Source organism: Microbacterium sp. 22179, from assembly GCF_052045715.1.
GTDB classification, from domain to species: Bacteria; Actinomycetota; Actinomycetes; order Actinomycetales; family Microbacteriaceae; genus Microbacterium; species Microbacterium galbinum.
Genome location: NZ_JBQEPJ010000003.1, coordinates 207,811 through 223,053, shown reverse-complemented (window position 1 = coordinate 223,053; position 15,243 = coordinate 207,811). Strand labels below are relative to the sequence as shown.

The 15,243-nt window shown below is 70.2% G+C and carries 18 protein-coding genes; 11 read left to right on the top strand and 7 right to left on the bottom strand.

What is annotated here, in order from left to right; translation table 11 throughout:
* Nucleotides 1-11: 11 nt before the first annotated feature.
* Both ACTJKK_RS08755 and ACTJKK_RS08750 read right to left on the bottom strand, forming a co-directional pair.
* A complete protein-coding gene (locus ACTJKK_RS08755) occupies nt 12-857 on the bottom strand; it encodes an NAD-dependent epimerase/dehydratase family protein (RefSeq protein ID WP_440747690.1) in 846 nt (281 codons plus the stop codon).
* 46 nt (nt 858-903) lie between these two features.
* Nucleotides 904-1,488 carry an antibiotic biosynthesis monooxygenase gene (locus ACTJKK_RS08750; protein WP_336641695.1) on the bottom strand — a complete coding sequence of 195 codons (585 nt, stop codon included), beginning with the start codon at nt 1,486-1,488 and terminating at the stop codon, nt 904-906.
* Between the two features lie 144 nt (nt 1,489-1,632).
* On the opposite strand from ACTJKK_RS08750, the gene ACTJKK_RS08745 reads away from it, so the two are divergent.
* Nucleotides 1,633-2,817, top strand: coding sequence for a thiolase family protein (locus tag ACTJKK_RS08745; RefSeq protein ID WP_440747689.1), 1,185 nt, complete (start codon nt 1,633-1,635; stop codon nt 2,815-2,817).
* Here the strand turns inward: ACTJKK_RS08745 and ACTJKK_RS08740 are convergent.
* Nucleotides 2,814-2,978 (bottom strand): hypothetical protein, encoded by a 165-nt coding sequence (locus tag ACTJKK_RS08740; protein WP_440747688.1) that lies wholly within the window; start codon nt 2,976-2,978, stop codon nt 2,814-2,816. The two genes, ACTJKK_RS08745 and ACTJKK_RS08740, sit on opposite strands and share 4 nt — an antisense overlap.
* Nucleotides 2,979-3,348: 370 nt before the next feature.
* On the opposite strand from ACTJKK_RS08740, the gene ACTJKK_RS08735 reads away from it, so the two are divergent.
* The 4 genes from ACTJKK_RS08735 to ACTJKK_RS08720 all read left to right on the top strand — a co-directional run bounded on the left by ACTJKK_RS08735 (nt 3,349) and on the right by ACTJKK_RS08720 (nt 7,795).
* Nucleotides 3,349-4,851 carry a CoA-acylating methylmalonate-semialdehyde dehydrogenase gene (locus ACTJKK_RS08735; RefSeq protein ID WP_440747687.1) on the top strand — a complete coding sequence of 501 codons (1,503 nt, stop codon included), beginning with the start codon at nt 3,349-3,351 and terminating at the stop codon, nt 4,849-4,851.
* 27 nt (nt 4,852-4,878) lie between these two features.
* Nucleotides 4,879-6,066 (top strand): acyl-CoA dehydrogenase family protein, encoded by a 1,188-nt coding sequence (locus ACTJKK_RS08730; protein WP_440747686.1) that lies wholly within the window; start codon nt 4,879-4,881, stop codon nt 6,064-6,066.
* Nucleotides 6,063-6,956 (top strand): 3-hydroxyisobutyrate dehydrogenase, encoded by an 894-nt coding sequence (gene mmsB, locus ACTJKK_RS08725; RefSeq protein ID WP_440747685.1) that lies wholly within the window; start codon nt 6,063-6,065, stop codon nt 6,954-6,956. The genes ACTJKK_RS08730 and mmsB overlap by 4 nt, the downstream gene beginning before the upstream one ends.
* Before the next feature lie 62 nt (nt 6,957-7,018).
* A complete protein-coding gene (locus tag ACTJKK_RS08720; RefSeq protein ID WP_440747684.1) occupies nt 7,019-7,795 on the top strand; it encodes an enoyl-CoA hydratase-related protein in 777 nt (258 codons plus the stop codon).
* A 14-nt stretch (nt 7,796-7,809) separates the two neighbouring features.
* Here ACTJKK_RS08720 and ACTJKK_RS08715 read toward each other — a convergent pair whose 3' ends face one another.
* From ACTJKK_RS08715 to ACTJKK_RS08705, 3 genes are read right to left on the bottom strand one after another with little or no spacing between them, the layout of a single operon-like run.
* Complete coding sequence (locus tag ACTJKK_RS08715) at nt 7,810-8,253, bottom strand: YdeI/OmpD-associated family protein (protein WP_440747683.1); 444 nt, start codon at nt 8,251-8,253, stop codon at nt 7,810-7,812.
* Between the two features lie 20 nt (nt 8,254-8,273).
* Nucleotides 8,274-8,726: an SRPBCC family protein gene (locus ACTJKK_RS08710; RefSeq protein WP_440747682.1), complete on the bottom strand. Its 453-nt coding sequence runs from the start codon at nt 8,724-8,726 to the stop codon at nt 8,274-8,276.
* Nucleotide 8,727: 1 nt separating this feature from the next.
* The gene (locus tag ACTJKK_RS08705; protein WP_247956933.1) at nt 8,728-9,264 is read right to left on the bottom strand and encodes a MarR family winged helix-turn-helix transcriptional regulator; all 537 of its coding nucleotides are present in this window, start codon (nt 9,262-9,264) and stop codon (nt 8,728-8,730) included.
* A gap of 122 nt (nt 9,265-9,386) precedes the next feature.
* On the opposite strand from ACTJKK_RS08705, the gene ACTJKK_RS08700 reads away from it, so the two are divergent.
* From ACTJKK_RS08700 to ACTJKK_RS08690, 3 genes are read left to right on the top strand one after another with little or no spacing between them, the layout of a single operon-like run.
* The gene (locus ACTJKK_RS08700; protein ID WP_440747681.1) at nt 9,387-10,163 is read left to right on the top strand and encodes an electron transfer flavoprotein subunit beta/FixA family protein; all 777 of its coding nucleotides are present in this window, start codon (nt 9,387-9,389) and stop codon (nt 10,161-10,163) included.
* 1 nt (nt 10,164) lies between these two features.
* A complete protein-coding gene (locus ACTJKK_RS08695) occupies nt 10,165-11,133 on the top strand; it encodes an electron transfer flavoprotein subunit alpha/FixB family protein (RefSeq protein WP_440747680.1) in 969 nt (322 codons plus the stop codon).
* An 8-nt stretch (nt 11,134-11,141) separates the two neighbouring features.
* Nucleotides 11,142-12,821, top strand: coding sequence for a cytochrome b/b6 domain-containing protein (locus ACTJKK_RS08690; RefSeq protein ID WP_440747679.1), 1,680 nt, complete (start codon nt 11,142-11,144; stop codon nt 12,819-12,821).
* 106 nt (nt 12,822-12,927) lie between these two features.
* Here ACTJKK_RS08690 and ACTJKK_RS08685 read toward each other — a convergent pair whose 3' ends face one another.
* Nucleotides 12,928-13,434, bottom strand: coding sequence for a GNAT family N-acetyltransferase (locus tag ACTJKK_RS08685; RefSeq protein ID WP_247633817.1), 507 nt, complete (start codon nt 13,432-13,434; stop codon nt 12,928-12,930).
* Nucleotides 13,435-13,565: 131 nt separating this feature from the next.
* On the opposite strand from ACTJKK_RS08685, the gene ACTJKK_RS08680 reads away from it, so the two are divergent.
* The 3 genes from ACTJKK_RS08680 to ACTJKK_RS08670 all read left to right on the top strand — a co-directional run bounded on the left by ACTJKK_RS08680 (nt 13,566) and on the right by ACTJKK_RS08670 (nt 15,227).
* Entirely contained in the window at nt 13,566-14,126 is a 561-nt protein-coding gene (locus tag ACTJKK_RS08680; RefSeq protein ID WP_440747678.1) for an acyl-CoA thioesterase, read from the top strand.
* A gap of 160 nt (nt 14,127-14,286) precedes the next feature.
* Entirely contained in the window at nt 14,287-14,736 is a 450-nt protein-coding gene (locus tag ACTJKK_RS08675; RefSeq protein ID WP_440747677.1) for a hypothetical protein, read from the top strand.
* Nucleotides 14,733-15,227, top strand: a complete 495-nt coding sequence (locus ACTJKK_RS08670; RefSeq protein WP_440747676.1) for a hypothetical protein — start codon at nt 14,733-14,735, stop codon at nt 15,225-15,227. Before ACTJKK_RS08675 ends, ACTJKK_RS08670 begins: the two co-directional genes overlap by 4 nt.
* Nucleotides 15,228-15,243 lie beyond the last annotated feature (16 nt).

Below are 15,243 nucleotides of genomic sequence, written 5' to 3'. Positions count from 1 at the left end.
CGAAGGGCGCGTCAGACCTCGTCGCGCCAGGAGTGCTGCGGGTCGTAGCCCAGCACCCGCCGCGCTTTGTCGATCGACAGCAGCGTCTCGTTCGGTCCGACGTCGCGGGTGACCGGCACGCCGGGGAAGACCTCGGCGATCAGCTCGGCGTTCGGCCGCGACATCACCGTGTCGGCGGCCGCGATGATGAACCGGTCGAACCCGGGGGCCGCGACCTCGAGGGCGCGCTGCACGGCCTGGGCGCCGTCGCGGGCGTCGATGTAGCCCCACAGGTTCCACTTGCGCAGCGTCGCGTCGGCGTCGAAGGCGGGGAACGCGGCATAGTCCTCGGGGTCCATGACGTTCGAGAACCGCAGCGCGGTGATCGAGACCTCCGGGTGCCAGCGCACGAGCTCGGTCGCCAGCTGTTCCTCGAGCGTCTTCACCAGCGAGTACACCGACTCGGGCCGGGCCGGATAGTCCTCGTCGACCGGGATGTAGGGCGGCGGCACGTCGAACGGCAGCCCCAGCACGGTCTCGCTCGACGCGTAGACGATGCGACGGATGCCGAGGCGCACCGCCGCCCAGAACACGTTGAACGTGGCCGGCATGTTGTTGTGGAAGGTGGCGACATCGCTGCGGATGCCGGGAGCGGGGATCGCCCCGAGATGCACGACCGCGTCGATGCCGTCGTGCCGGTCGCCGACCGCGGTGAACGCGTCGACCACCTGCCCGTAGTCCGTCAGATCGACCTGCACGAAGTCCGGACCGCGGACCCCCGTGACGTCCATCCCGATGACCTCGTACCCGTTCGCCCGGAGTTCCCTCGCGACGACGCGGCCGAGCTTGCCCGATGATCCGGTGAGAGCGATGCGCATGTCACCACAGTGCCACGGCATCCGCTCCCGGGGATGTCCCTTGACTTCAGCGCGCCAGCCAGTGGCGCAGGCGCCGGGTCACCCAGGGCAGCACGAGGTAGGCCATGATCGGCGTCAGCACCGCGGTGGTCACGAGCACCCGCAGCCAGATCGGCAGCGCATCCCATCCCGGCACCGGTGACATCGCGTACGTGAAGGCGAGGTTCACCGGGAAGAACCCGAGCCAGATCGACACCGCCTGCTTCCACCGCGGCGGGGCGTTCACGACCGCGACCTCGGCCCGGCCATCCGTCGTCTGCACCGTGATCGTGCCGGTGGTCGGTTCGTCGAACCATCCCTCGATTCCGGTGCGGCGGCGCGAGCGCTCGCTGCGCACGAAGCCCTCGCCCATCGACAGCCACCAGCCGCGCTCGCCGGAGTCCTCCCACGCGGTGAGCGTCTGCTCGTCGGCGAACCGGTACAGCATGTGCCAGACGTTGGTCTCATCCCCCGACCGCACCCAGCCCGACCCGAGGAATCCCGGGTACTTGTTGGCGAGGTTGACGCCGGTCTGCACCCACGCGGTCGCCTCGGCGATGCGGGCGGGGTCGACTTCACGGCGGATGGACACGGTGATGGGATCACTGGACATGGTGGGGTCCTCGAGAGAGCGGGCGGCCCGGGTCGCGGGCCTGCGTGCGGGGTGCACCGGGGTGATGGCGCGTCGTCGATTCTATTCGCGGCGTGTGACGGGCGGATTACGGCGCGGGCGCGGCGATCGGCGCAGAATGGGGGAATGAGCACGCGCAGCGAAGCCGTTCTGGTCGATGTCGTCCGCACCCCGGTCGGGCGCGGCAAGCCCGGGGGTGCGCTCTCGGGGGTACATCCGGTCGATCTCGCCGCCGGAGTGCTGCAGGCGCTGCTCGAGCGCAACGGCCTCGACTCGCGTCAGATCGACGACGTGCTGCTCGGCTGCGTGAGTCAGGTGGGGGACCAGTCGACGAACATCGCGCGGCAGGCGGTGCTGGCCGCGGGCTTCGACGAGAGCGTGCCGGGGGCGACGATCGACCGGCAGTGCGGGTCGAGCCAGCAGGCGGTGCACATCGCGGCGCAGGGGATCATGGCCGGCGCCTACGACATCGTGATCGCGGGCGGGGTCGAGTCGATGAGCCGGGTGTCCCTCGGATCGTCGGCGGCCGGCGGCTCCCCGATGTCGCCGCGCGTGCGCGCCCGGTATCCCGAGGGGCTGGTGAACCAGGGCGTCTCGGCCGAGCTGATCGCGCAGCGCTGGGGGCTCGACCGTGACGCGCTCGACGCCTACGCCGCCGAGTCGCACCGGCGGGCGGCGGATGCCTGGGCCGCGGGCTTCTTCGATCGCACGGTCGTCGGGGTCGTCGAAGCGCCGGATGCCGTGACCGACGAGACCGTGCGAGCGGGAACCACGGTGGAGGGGCTCGCGGGTCTGAACCCCGCCTTCCGCACGGATCAACTCGCCGCGCGCTTCCCCGACCTCGACTGGCGGATCACCCCGGGCAACTCCTCGCCGCTCACCGACGGCGCCTCGGCCGCGCTGCTGATGAGCGCCGAGAGAGCCGAATCGCTCGGATTGGTTCCGCGCGCCGGCATCCGCTCGTTCGCCGTCGTCGGCGACGACCCGCTGATGATGCTGACGGGGCCGATCCCGGCGACCCGGCGGATCCTCGACCGCAGCGGCCTCACGATCGACGACCTCGATGCGTACGAGGTGAACGAGGCGTTCGCGTCGGTTCCGCTGGCCTGGGCGGCCGAGCTCGGTGCCGACCCGGCCAGGCTCAACCCGCGCGGCGGCGCGATCGCGCTCGGCCATGCGCTCGGCTCGTCGGGCACGCGCCTGCTCGGAACACTCGTGGATCACCTCGACGCGGTGGGTGGCCGCTACGGGCTGCAGACGATGTGCGAGGGCGGCGGCATGGCCAACGCGATGATCGTCGAGAGACTCTAGGGCTCCTCGGCCGTCTCGCGGACGTCGTCGGCGTCGAGTGGGGCGAGGAACAGCCTTCGCAGCTCGCGGATGTGCCCGTCGACACAACTCAGGACGGATGCGCCGAATCGGCCGCGAACCGGCCCCGAATCGGCCGATCGGCGCCGTTCGTCCGGAGTCATGGACGGTGGATGCCGCGGCGGACGCGTCCGGAAGACGGAGAAGACCCCCGCCGACCCGATTCGGCGGGGGTCTGCGGGCGCTTGGCGCCCGAGGCGCGGAATCCTGTGACTTCCCGATCCGGTCTGAGTCGTCCGCGCATCTGTAGTTGTAGTTCGCCGAGGTGACCGGCCGGTGAACGCCGCCTCAACATCCGGATGCTGCTCCGACCGGTGCGAAATGTCGATTCTGACGCTCGATACCCGGCATTCGTGACCGATCGGTGCGCTTTTCGGGAGGGGTGGTCGCGAGATGCATGGACGCCCTAGTAAATACGCGGGGATCGAAGTAAACTCGCGATGTGCCAACGACGGCACGAAGGGACGTCGCACAATGACTCGTACCATCCCGCATTTCGTGGGCGGATCGCACCTCACCCCGGCTGACGGGCGCTTCGCCGACGTGTTCGATCCCAGCACCGGCGCCGTGCAGGCCCGCGTGCCGCTCGCCTCGGCCGACGAGGTGCGCGCGGTGATCGCGAACGCCGAGGCCGCCCAAAAGGAGTGGGCCGCCACCAACCCGCAGAAGCGCGCCCGTGTGCTGCTGCGCTTCCTCGATCTGGTGCAGCGCGAGATGCAGTCGCTCGCCGAGCTGCTCGCGAGCGAGCACGGCAAGACCGTCGATGACGCGAAGGGCGACATCCAGCGCGGGCTCGAGGTCATCGAGTTCTCGGCCGGCGCCCCGCACCTGCTCAAGGGCGAGTACTCGACCGGTGCCGGCGCGGGCATCGACGTCTATTCGATGCGCCAGCCCCTCGGTGTGGTCGCCGCGATCACCCCGTTCAACTTCCCCGCGATGATCCCCCTCTGGAAGGCGGGCCCGGCGCTCGCCGCCGGGAACGCGGTGGTGCTCAAGCCCAGCGAGCGCGACCCGTCGGTGCCGGTGCGCCTCGCCGAGCTCTTCCTCGAAGCCGGGCTTCCCGCGGGCGTGCTCAATGTGGTGCACGGCGACAAGGAGGCCGTCGACGCGCTGCTCACCGACGACCGCATCCGCGCCGTCGGCTTCGTCGGCTCCACGCCGATCGCCGAGTACATCTACGCCACCGCAGCGGCGCACGGCAAGCGCGCGCAGTGCTTCGGCGGCGCGAAGAACCACATGATCGTGATGCCCGACGCCGACCTCGATCAGGCGGTCGACGCGCTGATCGGCTCGGGGTACGGATCGGCCGGTGAGCGGTGCATGGCGATCTCGGTGGCGGTACCGGTCGGGCAGCAGACGGCGGATGCTCTCGCCGCCAAGCTCCTCGAACGCGTCGGGCAGTTGCGGGTCGGGCCGTCGCTCGCGGCCGATGTCGACTACGGACCCCTGGTCACCCGCGCCGCGGTGGAGCGGGTCGAAGGGTACATCCAGCAGGGCGTCGACGAGGGCGCGACGCTGCTCGCCGACGGCCGCGGTTTCACGGTCGCCGGGCACGAGGAGGGTTTCTACCTCGGACCGACGCTGTTCGACCACGTCACGACCGACATGGCGATCTACCGCGAGGAGATCTTCGGCCCGGTGCTCGTGATCGCCCGCGCCGCCGACTACGAGGAGGCGCTGCGCATGGCCTCGGAGCACGAGTACGGCAACGGCGTCGCGATCTTCACGCGCGACGGCGACGCGGCCCGTGACTTCGCGGCCCGGGTCGAGGTGGGCATGGTCGGGGTGAACGTACCGATCCCGGTGCCCATCGCCTACTACACGTTCGGCGGCTGGAAGCGCAGCGGGTTCGGCGACCTCAACCAGCACGGCGCCGACGCCTTCCGCTTCTACACGAAGACCAAGACGGTGACGAGCCGCTGGCCCGCGGCGGGCATCCGCGACGGTGCCAGCTTCGTCATCCCCACGATGCACTGACCAGGCCACGAGCCGAAGGAGTCGATGATGACCATGACCGACGTGACCACCCCCCTCACCGCCGACGAGCGCGACGCGATCCTCGAGGCCGTGCGCGAGTTCACCGAGACCGAGCTCGCCCCGCACGCGCTCGAGCGCGACGAGCAGCACATCTTCCCCCGCGAGTCGCTGGGCCGCGGCGGTGAGCTGGGCCTCGGCGGCATCTACGTGCGCGAGGAATCCGGTGGCACGGGGCTCAGTCGCACCGACACCGTCGCGATCTTCGAGGAGCTCGCGCAGGGCGACCCCGCGGTCGCGGCGTACATCTCGATCCACAACATGGTGGCGTGGATGATCGACACCTACGGCACCGACGAGCAGATCGCGCGGTGGATGCCCGATCTCATCGACATGGCGGAGTTCGGCGGCTACTGCCTCACCGAGCCGGGCGCCGGATCGGATGCCGCGAACATCGCCACGAGCGCGGTGCGCGACGGCGACGACTACGTGCTCACCGGCGTGAAGCAGTTCATCTCCGGCGCGGGCGAGGCCGCGGTGTACGTCGTGATGGCGCGCACCGGCGGCCCGGGTGCCGGTGGCATCTCCGCCATCCTCGTCCCCGGCGATGCCGAGGGGCTCAGCTTCGGCGGCCTCGAGAAGAAGATGGGGTGGCACGCGCAGCCCACGCGCCAGGTGATCTTCGACGGAGTGCGGGTGCCGGCATCCGCTCTCCTCGGCGAGGAGGGGCGCGGTTTCGCGATCGCGATGTCGGCCCTCAACGGCGGCCGCCTCAACATCGCGGCCTGCTCGCTGGGTGGGGCGCAGTGGGCGCTCGACCGGGCCGTGCAATACGTGCACGAGCGGGTCGCGTTCGGCGAGCCGCTCGCCGAGAAGCAGTCGATCCTTTTCCAGATCGCCGACATGCGCACCGAACTGCAGGCCGCGCGCCTCATGGTGCGCGACGGCGCGGCGGCGGTCGACGCGAAGGCGCCGGACGCGACGATGCGCTGCGCGATGGCCAAGCGCTTCGCGACCGACGCCGGGTTCGACATCGCCAACCGCGCGCTCCAACTGCACGGCGGCTACGGGTACCTGCAGGACTACGGCATCGAGAAGGTCGTGCGTGACCTGCGGGTGCACCAGATCCTCGAGGGCACGAACGAGATCATGCGGCTCATCGTCGGGCGCGAGATGCTGCGGCCCTCCGGATCGGCTTCGATGCGGAGCGCATCATGAGCCGCATCGCCTTCCTCGGCCTCGGCCACATGGGGCTGCCGATGGCGGTCAATCTCGTGAAGGCCGGGCACGAGGTGCAGGGGTTCGACCCGATGCCGGCGGCAGTGGATGCGGCGCGGGCCGCCGGCATCCCGATCGCGGCCAGCGGGGCGGATGCCGCCGCCGACGCGGATGCCGTCATCACGATGTTCCCCGCCGGAAGGCACGTGCTCGACGCCTACCACGGCGGGCTGCTCGCGGCGGCTCGGCCCGGCACGCTGTTCATCGAATCGTCGACGATCGCGGTCGACGAGGCGCGCGCAGCGCACGCTCTCGCGCTGGCCGCGGGGCACCGCAACATCGACGCTCCCGTCTCGGGCGGGGTCGTGGGCGCCGAGAACGGCACGCTCGCGTTCATGGTGGGCGGCAGCGACGAGGACTTCGCCGCTGCGCTTCCGCTGCTCGAGGCGATGGGTAAGAGGATCGTGCACTGCGGCGGTTCCGGCCTCGGCCAGGCGGCGAAGGTGTGCAACAACATGGTGCTCGCCGTGTCGCAGATCGCCGTCGCCGAGGCGTTCGTGCTGGGGGAGCGGTTGGGGCTCGAACATCAGGCGCTGTTCGACGTGGTGTCGCAGGCATCCGGTCAGTGCTGGTCGATCACGACCAACTGCCCCGTGCCGGGGCCGGTGCCGACGAGTCCCGCGAACCGCGACTATCAGCCGGGCTTCGCCGGTGCCCTCATGGCCAAGGATCTGGGGCTCGCCCTGCAGGCGATCGAGCAGACCTCGACGGATGCCCGCATGGGTCGGCTCGCCCAGCAGCTCTACGCCGCCTACGCGGCGGGCGACGGCGCCGGCCGCGACTTCTCCGGCATCATCACCGAGATCCGCGACTCCGCACCCCGTTCCTGAGCGAGCGGAGCGAGACGACGGACACGGGCGCGATACTGAAGACCACGCGACGAAGGAGAGACATGACCGAGTACGAGACGATCCTGGTCGAGCAGCGCGGACGCGTGGGGTGGATCACCCTGAACAGACCGCAGGCCCTGAACGCCCTGAACGGCCGGGTGTCGGAGGAGGTCACGGCCGCAGCGGTCGCGTTCGACGCCGATGAGGGCGTGGGGGCGATCGTGGTCACCGGGTCCGAGAAGGCCTTCGCCGCGGGTGCCGACATCAAGGAGATGGAAGGCATGTCGTCGGCCGAGATGCTCGCCACCGACCACTTCGGCGCATGGAGCGACTTTGCGGCCGTGCGCACGCCCGTGATCGCGGCGGTCTCGGGCTTCGCCCTGGGCGGCGGATGCGAGCTGGCGATGATGTGCGACATCATCCTCGCCGCCGACACCGCGAAGTTCGGGCAGCCCGAGATCAACCTCGGCGTGATCCCCGGCATGGGAGGAACGCAGCGGCTCATCCGTGCGGTCGGGTACTACAAGGCCGCCGAACTCGTGCTCTCGGGGCGGATCATCGGCGCCGAGGAGGCCGAGCGCATCGGTCTGGTCTCGCGGGTGGTGCCGGCATCCGATCTGCTCGCCGAGGCGACGACGCTCGCCGAGACGATCGCGTCGAAGTCGCTGCCCTCGCTCTACGCCGCGAAGGCCGCGCTCGACACCGCGATGGAGACCTCACTCACCGACGGCCTCGCGCACGAGAAGCAGGCGTTCGCGCTGCTCTTCGACACCGAGGATCAGAAGGAGGGCATGGCCGCGTTCCGTGAGAAGCGGCAGCCCGACTTCCGGAACAGATGACTCCCGCGCCCGCCTCAGCCCCGCAGCGCCTCGACGATCTTGGCGAGGCGGCGCTCGCGGGTGGCCTCCTGCTTGGCCTCGGCGATCGCGCGAGCGTGCTCCTTGCGGGCCGAGTAGGGGAGGGTGTCGAAGGCGGCGCGCAGCGCGGGGTCGGCGTCGAGGGCGGCGGTGAGTTCGGCGGGCTCGTCGACGGTGCGCTCAGCGGCGTCGAGGCGGATGACGGCGTCGACCTCGTCGCCGATCTCGACGCCCAGTTCGGCGCGCGACGCCTTGCTCAGGCCGATGAGGTTGCGACCTCCCATGCGGCTGAGGCGCAGTCGGGCGATGCGATCGCCGATGGTCACCGCCACCGGGAAGGCCTTGCCCGCGCCGAACGATTCGACTTGCTCATCGGTGAGGACGATGGCGGTCGCCGGGCCGCCCGCCGGGAGGATCGTGTGGATGCGCAGTTCGCTCATGCGCACAGGGTACGCCGGGATCAGGGGTTCTCGAGTTCCGCCACGAGGGTGCGGTTGCGCGTGGCGATCACGCGACGCATGTACTCGCGCAGGAACAGTGCGTCGACCGCGCGCCCGATCGGCCCGAACGGCGAGCGGAACGTCACGACGTCGCGCATGAGGGTGCCCCGCGGATGCTCCGCGAAGGAGTGCACGTGCAGGAACGACCCGAACGGCCCCGAGATCTGCCGGTCGCGGAACCCGCGCGGGGGATCGATATCGAACACCCGCGACCGCAGCCGGAACGGGATGCCGAAGTGCCGCGCCCGCCAGGTGACCGTCGAGCCCTCGGTGAACACGCCGCCGGCAGGAGCTTCGACCATCGTCTCGCCGTGCGCCGCCATCGACCGCACGTGCAGCTCGGGATCGAGGGATGCCGCGAACACCGCGTCGACGGGAGCGGCGATCACGGTCTCGAGCACGAACTGCGCCATGTCAGAGGGGCTCCGGGGTCGGGCGGGGGTCGGTGAAGTCGCCGGCATCCTTGCGCAGGCGCGCGACGATCGCGACGAGCTCGGCCGCGTCGTCGCGATCGATGCCGGGAGACGCGAACACGTCGGCGTTGAGCGCTGCGGTGGCCCGCTCGACCAGGTCGCGACCGGCCACGGTGAGTGCGAGCAGGGCGGCGCGGCCGTCGTGCGGATGCGGTTCGCGCACGATCAGCCCGTCGCGCACGAGGCGGTCGGCGGTGCTGGTGACGGTGGTCGCGTGCACCTGCAGGCGTGCCACCACGCTCGACAGGGGCAGGCGCCCCTCGCGGCTGAACGCGAGCAGGCGCAGCACCTCGTAGCGCGCGAAGCTCAGCGCGAAGGGCTTGAGGGCCTGATCGACGCGGGCGAGCAGCAGCTGCTGCGCCCGCATGACCGAGGTCACGACGGCCATGCCGTCGGCGGCATCCGTCCATCCGTGCGCGAGCCACTGCCGCTTCGCCTCGGCGAGCGGATCCACGGGCAGGGGGCGGGGACGGACCACGCCTCTACGGTACTCGGCGTGCGCGCCGCCGAGCGGATGCCGTCACCGCTGGTTCTCAGTTTCATCGAAGCTGAGACGCAGTGCCGCAGGACTAGAATCGACACAGTCGTGAGGAGCAATCGATGAAGATCTTCGTCCTGGTCAAAGAGGTGCCCGACACCTACGGCGACCGCAAGCTGAACCTGGAGACCGGGCTGGCCGATCGGGCCGCCGGAGACGTGGTGCTCGACGAGATCACCGAGCGCGCCCTCGAGGTCGCCCTGAGCCACGCCGACGCGAGCGAGGGCACGGAGGTCGTCGCCGTCTCGATGGCCCCCGAGGGGTCGACCGCCACGGTGCGACGTGCGCTCGCGATCGGCGCGGCATCCGCAGTGCACATCGCCGACGAGCAGCTCACCGGCGCCGACCTCGGTCTCACCGCCGAGGTGCTCGCCGCCGCGATCCGCCGCGGCGCCCCCGACCTCGTCATCACCGGCAACCTGTCGACCGACGGCTCGGGCGGGGTCATTCCCGCGATGCTCGCTGAGCACCTCGGCTGGGCGCAGGCGACCGCTCTCACGGCGGTCGAGATCGGGACGGACGCCGTGACCGGAACCCGCGCGACCGACTTCGGGTCGCAGACGGTGAGTGCCGCGCTGCCGGCCGTGATCTCGATCACCGAGGCGCTGCCGGATGCCCGCTTCCCGAACTTCAAGGGCATCATGGCCGCGAAGAAGAAGCCGGTGGAAGTGCTCTCGCTCGCCGACCTCGACGTCTCGGCCGATCCCTCCGCGGCGCCGCGCACCATCATGACCGCGGTCGCCGAGAAGCCCCCGCGCGCGGCGGGCGTCAAGATCACCGACGAGGGTGATGCCGCACAGCAGCTCGTCGACTACCTCGTGCAGAACAGGCTGGTGTGACATGGGCTACCCCGAGAACCCGATCCTCGTGCTCGTCGACGTCGACGCTGCGGGCGCTCCCGCCTCGAGTACGGCCGCCCTGCTCGGCGCGGCGTCGACGGTCGGCGCGCCGGTCGCCGTGATCGTGGGCGGCTCGCCCGATGCCGCCGCCCAGGTCGCCGCGCTCGGAGCATCCGTCGTGCTCACGGCCGATGCGGATGCCGCCGTCCTCACCGTGCCCGTGGTCGACGCCCTGCAGGCCGCGTTCGAGCGGGTGCAGCCCGACGCGGTGCTCGTGTCGAACTCGATCGCCGGACGCGACGCCGCCGCCCGTCTCGCCGTGCGCGCAGCGCTCGCGTTGTCAGTCGACGCGATCGGGGTGTCGCGCGACGACGAGGGCGTGGTCGCGCACCACTCCGTCTACGGCGGCGCATACCTCGTGGACTCCGCTCCCACCTACGGCGCGCCGGTCATCACGGTGCGTCAGGGCGCGGTGGATGCCCGGGCCGAGGCCGTCGCCTCACCCGCGGTCGAAGCGCTCGACGTCGCCGGGTCGGGGGTCGCCGCGGCATCCGTCGGCCCGATCGAAGCCGTCGAGCAGGCCTCGTCGCGGCCCGAACTGCGCGGGGCGACCCGGGTCGTCTCGGGTGGACGCGGACTCGCGTCGAAGGAGAAGTTCGTGCTCGTCGAGGAGCTCGCCGATGCTCTCGGGGCCGCGGTCGGCGCTTCGCGCGCGGCCGTCGACGCGGGGTACATCCCGCAGTCGCACCAGGTCGGGCAGACCGGCGTCTCGGTGTCGCCGCAACTGTACGTCGCGCTCGGCATCTCGGGTGCGATCCAGCACCGCGCGGGCATGCAGACCTCCAAGACCATCGTGGCGATCAATAAGGACGGCGAGGCCCCGATCTTCGAGGTCGCCGACTTCGGTATCGTCGGCGACCTGTTCACGGTCGTGCCTCAGGTGATCGCCGCCCTCGAGGCCCGGAAGTAGGGGAGTCCATGGTCTCCGAGGCTCAGGAGGGGCGGATGCTGCGCCGCGGTCTGCCGCGCGTACCCGGGGGAGAGCCCTGGCCGCCGGCGGGCGCCTCGGCGGGGTGGGACCCTTCGACGGGCTCAGGGACCCAGGTTTCTGCGGAGCGGGGCCCTTCGACAAGCTCAGGGACCCAGGTTCTTCCCGCTGAGACGGAGTGGGTCGCTGAGACGGAGCGGGTCGCTGAGCCTGTCGAAGCGTCCCCCCGCGAGACGCCGAGCTCCCTCCGCCGCGGGCTGCCGCGCACGCCGGGTGGCGAGCCGTGGCCTCCGGTCGGAGCTCCTGCGGGGCGGGGCCCTTCGACACGCTCAGGGACCCAGGTGTCCGAGCCGGTCGCTGACCCGGTCCCTGATCCGGAGCCCGTCGCTGAGCAGGAATCGGTCGCTGAGCGAAACCGGGTCGCTGAGCGAAACCGGGTCGCTGAGCCTGTCGAAGCGTCCGCCCCCGAGACTCCCGCCGCATCCGGCATCCGCCGTGGTCTCCCGCGCACTCCGGGCGGCGAGCCTTGGCCGCCGGCCGACACCGTCGCGGGGTGGGGCCCTTCGACAGGCTCAGGGACCCAGGCTCTTCCCGTCGAACCCGACGGCGTCGCTGAGCAGGATCGGGTCGCTGAGCAGGAGTGGGTCGCTGAGCCTGTCGAAGCGTCCCCCCACGAGGCACTCGTCGTCACCGCGACCGCCCCACCTCGCCCTCCCACGGCCTGGAACGGCACCGCACCACGCCGAATCGCGACCCTGCCCGCGTCATCCGCTCGTCCGCGCCCGACCTGGACGCAGGGCATCGCCGTGCTGTTCGGTGCCGCAGCCCTCGGTGTTCTCGCGGCGGCTGCGGTCGCGCTCGTGCGCACGCTGCTGAGCTTCCCCTTCATGCAGGACTTCCTCGCGGCGTTCCCCGGCGAGTACACCTCGCCGATCGCCGTGGAGTCGGGGTTCCCCGCGTGGGTCAATTGGGCGCACTTCTTCAACGTGTTCCTGATGGTGCTGATCATCCGCTCGGGTCTGCGGGTGCGCACCGAGAAGCGGCCGACCGTGTTCTGGACGCCGCGGGGAAACCCCAAGGGCAAGATCAGCTTGACGCTGTGGTTCCATCAGGCGCTCGACATCCTGTGGCTCGTGAACGGTGTCGTGTTCGTGGTGCTGCTGATCGTCACCGGGCACTGGGTGCGGATCGTGCCGACGAGCTGGGAGGTCTTCCCGAATGCGCTGTCGGCGGCGCTGCAGTATGTGTCGTTCGACTGGCCGCACGAGAACGGCTGGAACAACTACAACAGCCTGCAGCAGCTCGCCTACTTCGCGACTGTTTTCATCGCGGCCCCGCTGGCAGCGATTACCGGTTTCCGGATGTCGGGGCTGTGGCCCAAGAAGGCCGAGAAGCTCTCGAAGGCGTACCCGGTGGAGTGGGCGCGCGCGCTGCACTTCCCGATCATGCTGTACTTCGTGGCGTTCATCATCGCGCACGTGGCGCTGGTGATGCTGACCGGATTCCTGCGCAACCTCAACCACATGTACGCGTCTCAGGATGCCGTGACGTGGACGGGCTTCTGGGTGTTCGTGGTGTCGCTCGTGGTGATCGCCGGCGCGTGGGTGGCGGCTCGCCCCCTGGTGCTCGCCCCCATCGCGAAGGCCTTCGGCAACGTGTCGGGGCGTTAGCCGACTGCCGAGCCACCCCTTGACGTGCGAAACACCCCCTTGCATGCGGTGCGCAAGGGGGTGTTTCGGTGAGAAGGGGGTGGCTCGACGCCCGAGGAACGGATGCTCAGCGCGTGAAGCGCACCTCGGTCAGCGTCTCGCCGAGGAACGGTTCGGTGTGGGTGGCGCCGTCGAGCGTGAAGCCGTTGCGCGCGTAGAAGCGGTGCGCGCGGGGGTTGTCCTCGGCGACCCAGAGGTAGAGCGGGGCGTCCTTCTCGACCGTGGCGTCGAAGAGCTTCTGGCCGATGCCGGTGGAGTGCCAGGCATCGAGCAGGTAGATGAAGTACAGCTCGCGCAGCGCCGGGGCGTCCTTGTCGCGGGCGGGACCGGAGCCGGCGAAGCCGACGATCTCGCCGTCGACGAGGGCGGCGCGCATCGTGAAGTCGGGGCCCTGCGAGGCCCAGTGCGTCCACAGCTCGGCCATGCGGCGCGGCGACACCTTCTCGAGGGCGGCCTTGCTGATCAGGTGGTCGTAGGTCTCGTGCCAGCACTGGGCGTGCACGCGACCGAGGGCTTCCGCGTCCACATCACGGACCGGACGGACGATGACTTCGGGCTGGGCTTCGGCGCTCATGTTCGTGACTCTACGCGCGGCATCCGCTATCCGGAAATCGAGCGGATGCCGTCGATGGCCGCCCGCAGGGGCATGGAGGATCTCGACAACGATCTTCGCGGATCGTGCGCGGATGAATACGATCATTCCTCGTGAACGTGATCTGGCGCACCCTCCTGGTGATCTTCCGTGCCCGCTCCCGCGTGCGGCGGGGCAAGACCCTCGATCCGACCGCGGTGGGCAGCATCCGTCTGACGACGCTGCCGACCGATATCGACATCCTGCGGCACATGAACAACGGCCGCTACCTGTCGCTGTTCGACCTCGGGCGCTGGGATCTGCTCATCCGCAGCGGGCTGTTCGACGCGATGAAGGACAACCGCTGGTACGCGGTGGTCTCGAGCGAGACGGTGACCTTCCGCAAGTCGCTCGTGCCGTGGCAGCGGTTCGAGGTGCAGTCGCGATTCATCGGGCACGACGATCGGGCGCTGTTCCTCGAGCACCGCGCGGTCGTGAAGGGTCAGATCTACGCGCGGGCGATCGTGCGGGCGCGGATGCTGCGCCGCTCCGGCGGCACCGTGTCGAACGAGGAGCTGTTCGCCGCGGTCGGCAAGCCCGAGGGCGTGCCCGAGATCGATGCGTGGGTGCACGAGTGGGCCGCGGCATCCGCCCTGCCGCCCGTGCGCGATCAGGCTCCGAGCGTCTGGAACTGACGCGGGTTCTTTTCCCTGCTTGACCCGGCCTTTCGAGGCATATCGGCATGCCTCGCACAACTTCGGAGATTCGCCTCGACACGCCGTCGTGACGCGGCTTAGCCTGGCGTGTCGCCCGCGATCTCCGAAGTTGTGCGGGCGCGACCGAGGGGTGGGGAACATGAGCGAGTTCGAGGCGCCCGGCCGACCGCCGGTAGGAGCGCAGAACGAGATACCAGCGGCGATGGTGCTCGCGATGGTCTTCGGGATTGGAGTGGCAATCGCGTGGGGACTTGCCGCTCTCGTTCTCATCTGGCTCGTAACGGGTTCCGGCGGGTGGGGTGTGGAGTGGATGTTCACCTGCCTCTTCGCCGTAGTAGCGGGCGTGATCGGCGTCATCGGATGCCTGCGCCGATGGGTGTGGGTGCGGTGGGCCGCTCTCGCACAGGCCATCGCGGTCTCGGTCACGTTGTTCGGCTTGATGGGCGTCGCGCCCTTCGTCCCCTGGGCAGTGGGACTCTTCATCGCGTACGCCGGGCTTCAGTTCCTGCCGTCGTCCCACCGCTGGTACCACCCGAGGACGCGCCCTCTTCGTCCGACATCGGAGGCAGTAGCGGGGCTGAACTCGTGACTGCCCCGGAGTCGGAGGAGGCGAGCGATTTCTGGGAGCGCATCGACCGGGCTGAGCCGCGCGACGGCGAAGGGATGCCGCCCGGGATGGTGTTCGCGGTGGCGTGTGGGGTTCTTCTCGCGGGGTTCTGGGGATTCGCCGCTCTTGTCACCTTCTGGCTCAGGGGAGCCTTCGGCGAGTTGACCATGGCGTGGGGAGCTGTCTTCTTGCTCCTTGCAGTCGCGGGAGCGATCGGTGTCGTCGGGTGCGCGTGCCGGTGGGTCTGGGTGCGGTGGGCCGCCCTCGTGCAGGCGGTGGTATTCGCGGCTCTATCGATCCCCTCCTGGATCGAGGCGCCGCAGAGCACGGGCCTGATCGGCATCTTCATCGCGTACGCGGGCCTGCAGTTCCTGCCGTCATCGCACCGCTGGTATCACCCGGCCCCCGGTCCCGGCAGTCACCCTGCCCCCACCGGCACAACTTCGGAGATCGGGTCGAGACACGCCGGGTGAGGCATCCGCGCGTCGG

Bases quoted from the DNA above. Each gene is read 5' to 3' on its own strand.
- ACTJKK_RS08755 (WP_440747690.1), bottom strand. From the start codon at position 857: ATGCGCATCGCTCTCACCGGATCATCGGGCAAGCTCGGCCGCGTCGTC.
- ACTJKK_RS08750 (WP_336641695.1), bottom strand. From the start codon at position 1,488: ATGTCCAGTGATCCCATCACCGTGTCCATCCGCCGTGAAGTCGACCCC.
- ACTJKK_RS08745 (WP_440747689.1), top strand. From the start codon at position 1,633: ATGAGCACGCGCAGCGAAGCCGTTCTGGTCGATGTCGTCCGCACCCCG.
- ACTJKK_RS08740 (WP_440747688.1), bottom strand. From the start codon at position 2,978: ATGACTCCGGACGAACGGCGCCGATCGGCCGATTCGGGGCCGGTTCGC.
- ACTJKK_RS08735 (WP_440747687.1), top strand. From the start codon at position 3,349: ATGACTCGTACCATCCCGCATTTCGTGGGCGGATCGCACCTCACCCCG.
- ACTJKK_RS08730 (WP_440747686.1), top strand. From the start codon at position 4,879: ATGACCATGACCGACGTGACCACCCCCCTCACCGCCGACGAGCGCGAC.
- mmsB (WP_440747685.1), top strand. From the start codon at position 6,063: ATGAGCCGCATCGCCTTCCTCGGCCTCGGCCACATGGGGCTGCCGATG.
- ACTJKK_RS08720 (WP_440747684.1), top strand. From the start codon at position 7,019: ATGACCGAGTACGAGACGATCCTGGTCGAGCAGCGCGGACGCGTGGGG.
- ACTJKK_RS08715 (WP_440747683.1), bottom strand. From the start codon at position 8,253: ATGAGCGAACTGCGCATCCACACGATCCTCCCGGCGGGCGGCCCGGCG.
- ACTJKK_RS08710 (WP_440747682.1), bottom strand. From the start codon at position 8,726: ATGGCGCAGTTCGTGCTCGAGACCGTGATCGCCGCTCCCGTCGACGCG.
- ACTJKK_RS08700 (WP_440747681.1), top strand. From the start codon at position 9,387: ATGAAGATCTTCGTCCTGGTCAAAGAGGTGCCCGACACCTACGGCGAC.
- ACTJKK_RS08695 (WP_440747680.1), top strand. From the start codon at position 10,165: ATGGGCTACCCCGAGAACCCGATCCTCGTGCTCGTCGACGTCGACGCT.
- ACTJKK_RS08690 (WP_440747679.1), top strand. From the start codon at position 11,142: ATGGTCTCCGAGGCTCAGGAGGGGCGGATGCTGCGCCGCGGTCTGCCG.
- ACTJKK_RS08685 (WP_247633817.1), bottom strand. From the start codon at position 13,434: ATGAGCGCCGAAGCCCAGCCCGAAGTCATCGTCCGTCCGGTCCGTGAT.
- ACTJKK_RS08675 (WP_440747677.1), top strand. From the start codon at position 14,287: ATGAGCGAGTTCGAGGCGCCCGGCCGACCGCCGGTAGGAGCGCAGAAC.